The organism is Paenibacillus sp. 01T422, assembly GCF_056398785.1.
The window spans coordinates 1-6487 of the sequence record NZ_JBFTQB010000317.1 but is presented as its reverse complement, the minus strand read 5'-3'; the positions used below and the strand labels follow the sequence as shown (position 1 = coordinate 6487).

Genomic DNA, 6487 nt, shown 5'->3' with positions numbered 1-6487 from the left:
CGCTAACAGGGGGGAGGAGATAGCCATGAAAAAGAAAACGATACTAGCTGTGGGCAGCCTGCTCGTCGCGTCTGTGCTGTCCGTTTCTACCTTTATCCCCAGCGCTAAGGCGATAACACCGGACGAATACGTACAATTGGGCTTTGGATTTTTCCCACACTATGGATTGAACACTTACACAGGTACAGCTGGCGGCGATGGGGATCCGCAGAATTTTCCTTCCACGCTGTTTGCGCCGACAGATTTTGATGCGAATCAGTGGGTAGCTGCTGCGAAAGACGCCGGCATGGACTACGTGATTGCCGTAGCCAAACACCGGTATGGCTGGGCAGCCTGGGATAGCGCGTATACGACTTATGATATCGCCACAAGCTCTGCGCCGAATCTCGACGTCGTCAAAGCGATTTCCGATGCCTGCGCGACATACGGATTGAAGTTCGCCATCTATTTCAATGCGGATGACAGGTACCATTTTCCGAAAGGCGTCATGGGGAATAGCGCGTATACGGATTTTGCCAAAAATGAGCTGACCGAGTTGTTAACGAATTATGGGGACGTTATTGCGATCTGGTTCGATCATGCCAAAGCTATCAATAACAGCCAAGCGGCTCAGTTGGAAGCTCATGTGAAATCGATCCAGCCGAATACGCTCGTCTTTTTCCATGATGATGATAAAGCGGCTGATTCCGATGTGCACGTGACAGAATTAGTGAATGGCGACCCGCCTGTTGGCAATAGCACTCCGTGGGAAGAAGCGTGGAGCCTATATACAGATTATTGGTCTTTTACGAATAATGAATCGCCAGCGGCACCATGGAGCAGCGCAGCATATACGGCGAATAAGGTGCATTATTACAACAAAAGGTATGCCTCATTTGCCGTAAGCGTGCCGCCTGGACCGAATGGGAAAATTTCGCAGGCAGGGCTCAACCTGATGCACAATATTGGATTGATTCCAAGGTGGAAGCAAACCGATGATCGAAGTCCGCTCATCACCTACAGCGGCACTTGGGCTGATCAGAGCAATTCCAGCTACTTCAAAAGCACAGACCGAAACAGTGGTCAGGCGGGTGCTTCCGCAGAATATACGTTTACAGGCACAGGCGTGAGGCTGATTACGAAAAAGAATTCATCGACAGGCATCTTCGATGTATATATCGATGGGAATAAGGTCTCGACCTATGATTCCTATTCGGCGTCAGCAGATTTTGATGTTGTTGCTTACGAGACAACGTCGCTCACGAACGCTACGCATACAATTAAAATGGTCGCAACAGGCACCAAGAATCCTAACGCAAGCGGCACTAACGTGAATTTGGATTTGTTCGAGTATTTGGGGACTCCCGTGCAGACACAAACGGATACAATCGTTGATGATACGAATGCAGCCATCACCTACAGCGGTACTTGGAATCACATTTCCAGGGCTGCAAGCTACGAGGGAACGATTTCGTACAGCAGTACGCAGGATGCGTATGCCGAGTACGCTTTTAATGGAACAGGCGTTAAGCTGTATACCCAAAAAGGAGCAGGCGGCGGCAAATTCGATATCTATGTAGACGGCGTCCTCCAGACGACCTTCGACTCCTATGCGGCCTCGCAGCAGAATAAGGTGCTCGCATACGATAAGCAAGATTTGGCGGCAGGCAACCATACCATTAAAGTAGTCGTGAAACATACGAAGAACCCGAATTCGAACAACTATTTCGCTCATTTGGACTACATTGCGTTTCATTAATTAAGCTTACATTCATGAAGTAGCGGGTCTCTGTGAGCGGCAGCTTGGCAGGCAGAGGTCCCTCCCTCGTGAAGGTTGTGAGGAGGAGCCAAGTGGATATCGTGTTAACGGCAACGAAACCAGCAGCAGCCAAATCAAAAAAGAAAAAGCGAGGACGCTTCACTGGCTTATATTTTGCTCTGCCCTTATTACTTTTTGTCTCGGTGTTCACTTTTTTTGGCATTTTCTATAATGTTTATATCGGATTTTTTGAGTGGTCGGGCATTGGCAGCAAAGTGTTTATCGGTCTCGACAATTATGTGAGTCTGCTTCATGATCCTAATTTCTATCAAGCACTTGGCAATACGTTCTATTTTCTAGTTATAACGATTCCACTCTCAATGGCGCTTGGACTGTTGCTTGCAACCTTGCTTAACGGCGTTTGGGTGGCAGATGGGCTGTTTAAATCCATCTTCTTTTTGCCGCATGTGATTGCCGTTGTCACGGTTGGCACGACGTTCGCCGGCATTTATGAACCGAATTTTGGCTTGCTCAATACCATGCTGCGGTTTGCAGGTGTGGACAGCTGGACACATTCCTGGTTGTCTGAGCCAGCTACTGCGCTGAATGCGATTGCTGCCGTCTACATTTTTGCCAATACGGGATTCTACATGCTGATTTACTACACCAGTCTGTTAAATATTGACCAGGAAATCTTCGAAGCCGCCAAAATCGATGGAGCCGGAGTGCTAAGGCAATTCCGCCATATCATTTTTCCCATGCTCAGCGGTACCCACATCACGTTACTCATTCTTGGCATTATCCATGCGCTCAAAGTATTCGACTTAATCTGGATCATGACAGAGGGCGGTCCGGGAGGAGAGACGGAGCTCATCTCCACTTTCTTATTCCGGGAGTCTCTTCTCAAATATAGAACGGGATACAGTGGAGCGGTTTCCGTTGTTCTACTGCTCATCGCCTTTGGTTATACGGCTTTCCAGCTCCGCGTCTATAACAAGGTTAGGAGGTAAAAGGATGTTCGGTCGCATGCAACGCTCTGAGAAGATCACGATGAATCTTCTTCTCCTAATCCTCGCTGCTATCTGGGTGATTCCCATGGTTTATCTGGTGATGTATTCGTTAGAGGGTGACCAGTGGGGGAATTATCAAGCCGTCGTAAGTTTGGACTTATTTCCGCACTTTCTAATCAATAGCTTTATTGTATCGACTTCGGTCGTGCTGCTGCTTCTAATCGTTGTATCCTTAGCGGCGTTTGGCTTCAGCAAACTGAGATTTCCCGGGGATTCTTCTGTCTTTGCCATTTGTTTGATCGGTCTGATGATCCCTCCTGTTGCGATGCTCGTTCCTTTGTTCCAAACCATCAAGTCCTTCCATTGGATGAATACGTATCTGTCCCTGATTGGTCCGGAAGTCGCGATGAGCATTCCATTTTCCTTGCTGCTAGCCCGTAACGCGTTCGATGAGGTGCCAGGCGAGCTTCTGGAAGCTGCGGAGATTGACGGTTCCAATGCGTGGGGAAGATTCGTTCACGTGATGCTGCCACTGGCCATACCGGTGTTGACAACCATTGGCATTCTAGCCTTTCTCAATTCCTGGAACCAGTACGTACTTCCGCTTGTTTTCATTAGTAAGGAAACGATGCTGACCGTGACCATGGCTCCCAAATTTTTCATCAAAGAGTATACCTCCGATTACCATAAAGTGTTTGCTGCGCTTGTTTTAATTACGATTCCGGTAGTGATTCTGTATATCTTCGGTCAAAAGTATATGCAGCGCGGCCTGACGAGCGGCGCCATCAAATAAACATCTGATTCTGGAGGTTAAAATGAGAGAACATGAAGCTCGGGATAAAAAGCCGAATATCGTATTTTTAATCGCGGATGATCATCGGTTCGACGGGATTGGCGCTTATGGCAATCAGGTGGTACAAACACCTGTTCTGGATAGTCTGGCAGCTGAGGGGGTACGGTTTACATCCATCTACACGATGGGAGGACAAACGGCTGCACTCTGTGTACCCAGCCGGGCCAGTCTCTTGACGGGGACGAATGTGTTCCAAGCAACGGTGACGGAAAAAGAAGTTAAGCTGGGAGAGACGGAGAATCCGCAGCTATGGGCGATTAATCCCTCCCTCCCGACATGGCCTGAGGTGTACCGCAGAGAGGGATATCGGACCTGTGGCATCGGTAAGTGGCACAATGGCAAAGAGAGCTATGCCCGAAGTTTTTCGGACGGGGCGAACATTTTCTTCGGTGGCATGGGCGATCATATCGGCCTGCCCATGCATGATTATGACCCCGCAGGTGGGTATCATGCGGATCATGCAGTTCCAAGCGAGATGTTTTCGACGGAGCTTTTTGCAGAAACAGCCATTGATTTTATCCAGCAATATAAGGAAGAAGAGCCGTTTGTTTTATACGTGGCTTTTACAGCACCGCATGATCCACGGACTCCGCCTCAAGCCTATTTGGATCTCTATGCGAGAGATCATATCCCGTTGCCTGACAATTTCATGGCGGAGCATCCTTTTGATAATGGCGAACTGCATGTGCGTGATGAGAAGCTAGCTTCTTTTCCGCGTAGGTCAGAAGAAATTCGTCAGCATCTAGCTGAGTATTACAGCATGATTACGCATATGGATGAGCAAATCGGCCGTATTCTGCAGGCACTTGACCAAACCAATCAGCGCGAGCAGACGATCATTGTATATACGGCTGATCATGGCATCGCCTTGGGGCAGCATGGGCTAATGGGCAAGCAAAGTTTGTATGATCACAGCATCCATATTCCGCTCATCATGCAAGGACCCGGACTGCCGCAAGGGGCGGTGGCCAGTGGTCTTGGCTGTCAAATGGATATTTTCCCGACATTGTGTGAACTGACGGGAACATCGCTCCCCCAAACGGTTGAGGGTAAAAGCATGGGCCGAATGATAGCTGGTGAGGAAACGGAGTCAAGGAAAAGCGTATTTGCCGCATATAAAAATGTTCAGCGTATGGTGAGTGACGGACGCTGGAAACTAATTCGCTACTTCCGCAGCGGCGAAGTGGGCACGAATCGGATCCAGTTGTTTGATCTATACGACGATCCATGGGAAACCCGTGATTTGGCGGAGGATTCCGCAAGGCAGGAGCAGCTGCAGCGATTGCAACATGAGTTGTTAGCATGGCAGCACAACGTCCAAGATCCAATCCTTCAGGAAATGGGGAGCAAAGGATGAGCCGTCCCAACTTCCTGTTTCTATTTCCTGATACGCATCGTGGGGATTGGATGCCTTACGCGCCGGCTGTTGTCGCAGCTATGGGCATGGAGCCATTGCCAATCAGAATGCCTCATATGGAAGCTTTAATGAAGCAAGGTGTTACCTTTACCAAGGCGATAACCTCATCTCCCTTGTGCGCACCGGCTCGTGCTTGCCTGGCATCGGGATTACGATACAATAAGCCGAGAGTGACCGGCAATCATGAAAATTACGATTTGTCACGCAAAACGTTCTACTCGGTCTTGAAAGATCATGGCTACCGGGTTGGCGGTGTCGGCAAGTTCGATCTGCACAAAGCCACTCATTGGTGGGGGCTGGATGGCTGGATTGATGAGTTAAGCCAGCTTGGTTATACAGATGCGATAGATAACGCAGGCAAAATTGATGCCATTATTTCGGGCAAAGAGTCTCCGAAAGATCCTTACATGAACTATTTGTATCAGGAAGGATTAGCTGACATACACCTGAAGGATATGCAAGATCGCGGTCAACGAACCGATGCCACGGATTTGCCGGATGAGGCGTATTGCGATAATTGGCTGACGCGAAATGGCGTGCAAATGCTGGAGGACTTCCCTGCTGACCAGCCTTGGTTTCTCATGGTGAACTTCGTTGGCCCGCATGAGCCATGGGATATTACGCACCGGATGAAAGCGGATTGGGAGCAGGTGCAATTCGCAGAGCCGAACAACAGCAGCGTTCCGGAGGAAACCTGGAATAGAATTCGGCAAAACTATGCCGCCATGCTGGAGAATATCGACCGCAATATCGGTCATCTGCTTGATGCAGTGAAGCGCAGAGGCGACTTGGAGAATACGGTGATCATTTATTCCTCGGATCATGGCGATATGCTGGGGGATTTCGATAAATTCGGGAAATGCAAGCCTGAGCGTGGTTCCGTGCACATTCCGCTGGTAATTAGCGGGCCTGGCATTCAGAAGGATCAGTACAGTGAAGCGCTGGTAGAACTGCAGGATTTGGCAAGCACGATACTGGATTTGACGGATCTGACCATGGAAGAAGCGAAAGACTCGATTTCGCTGAAAAGCGTGGTGCGCGGCGAAGGGGTGAGCAGTTTGCGCGACGTTCAAGTGTCTGGCTTGGACGAAGGACCACAGCATCCCAGCTCGTGGCGGATCGCTTCGGACGGGGAGTGGAAGCTGATCGCTGAGCGGGATCGGGAGGATCGGCTGTATCATGTGCGGAGCGATCCGTGGGAGAATCGGAATGTCGCGGAGGATTATCCGGACGTGACGGCTAGGCTTAAGACTGCGCTTCAAGGATTGTGAGTAGAGCTTGGAGCTCTAAGAGGTTGCCTTGCGAGTAGAGTGCTTCTACTTGAGGGTGGCCTCTTTTTGCGCTGATTGGCCTATTTGCTGTCTGAAGCATGCTTATTGTTGAGCAATACTAGGTGAAGCGGAACTACAGGGCGTTATTCTGAGAAAATCGAATAATTTTTGGTTTATGCGGAACTACAGGGTCTTATT

The 6487-nt window shown here is 49.4% G+C and carries 5 protein-coding genes; all 5 read left to right on the top strand.

The genetic code is table 11. The features are described 5' to 3' along the window. The first annotated feature begins 25 nt into the window (after positions 1–25). The 5 genes from AC1DUA_RS18345 to AC1DUA_RS18325 all read left to right on the top strand — a co-directional run bounded on the left by AC1DUA_RS18345 (position 26) and on the right by AC1DUA_RS18325 (position 6289). Positions 26–1738, top strand: coding sequence for an alpha-L-fucosidase (locus AC1DUA_RS18345; protein ID WP_477501138.1), 1713 nt, complete (start codon positions 26–28; stop codon positions 1736–1738). 92 nt (positions 1739–1830) lie between these two features. Then, a complete protein-coding gene (locus AC1DUA_RS18340; RefSeq protein WP_477501137.1) occupies positions 1831–2748 on the top strand; it encodes a carbohydrate ABC transporter permease in 918 nt (305 codons plus the stop codon). Between the two features lie 4 nt (positions 2749–2752). Beyond that, positions 2753–3541 carry a carbohydrate ABC transporter permease gene (locus tag AC1DUA_RS18335; protein ID WP_477501136.1) on the top strand — a complete coding sequence of 263 codons (789 nt, stop codon included), beginning with the start codon at positions 2753–2755 and terminating at the stop codon, positions 3539–3541. A 22-nt stretch (positions 3542–3563) separates the two neighbouring features. After that, positions 3564–4958, top strand: a complete 1395-nt coding sequence (locus AC1DUA_RS18330; protein ID WP_477501135.1) for a sulfatase family protein — start codon at positions 3564–3566, stop codon at positions 4956–4958. Continuing rightward, complete coding sequence (locus AC1DUA_RS18325; protein WP_477501134.1) at positions 4955–6289, top strand: sulfatase family protein; 1335 nt, start codon at positions 4955–4957, stop codon at positions 6287–6289. The genes AC1DUA_RS18330 and AC1DUA_RS18325 overlap by 4 nt, the downstream gene beginning before the upstream one ends. Positions 6290–6487: the final 198 nt, after the last annotated feature.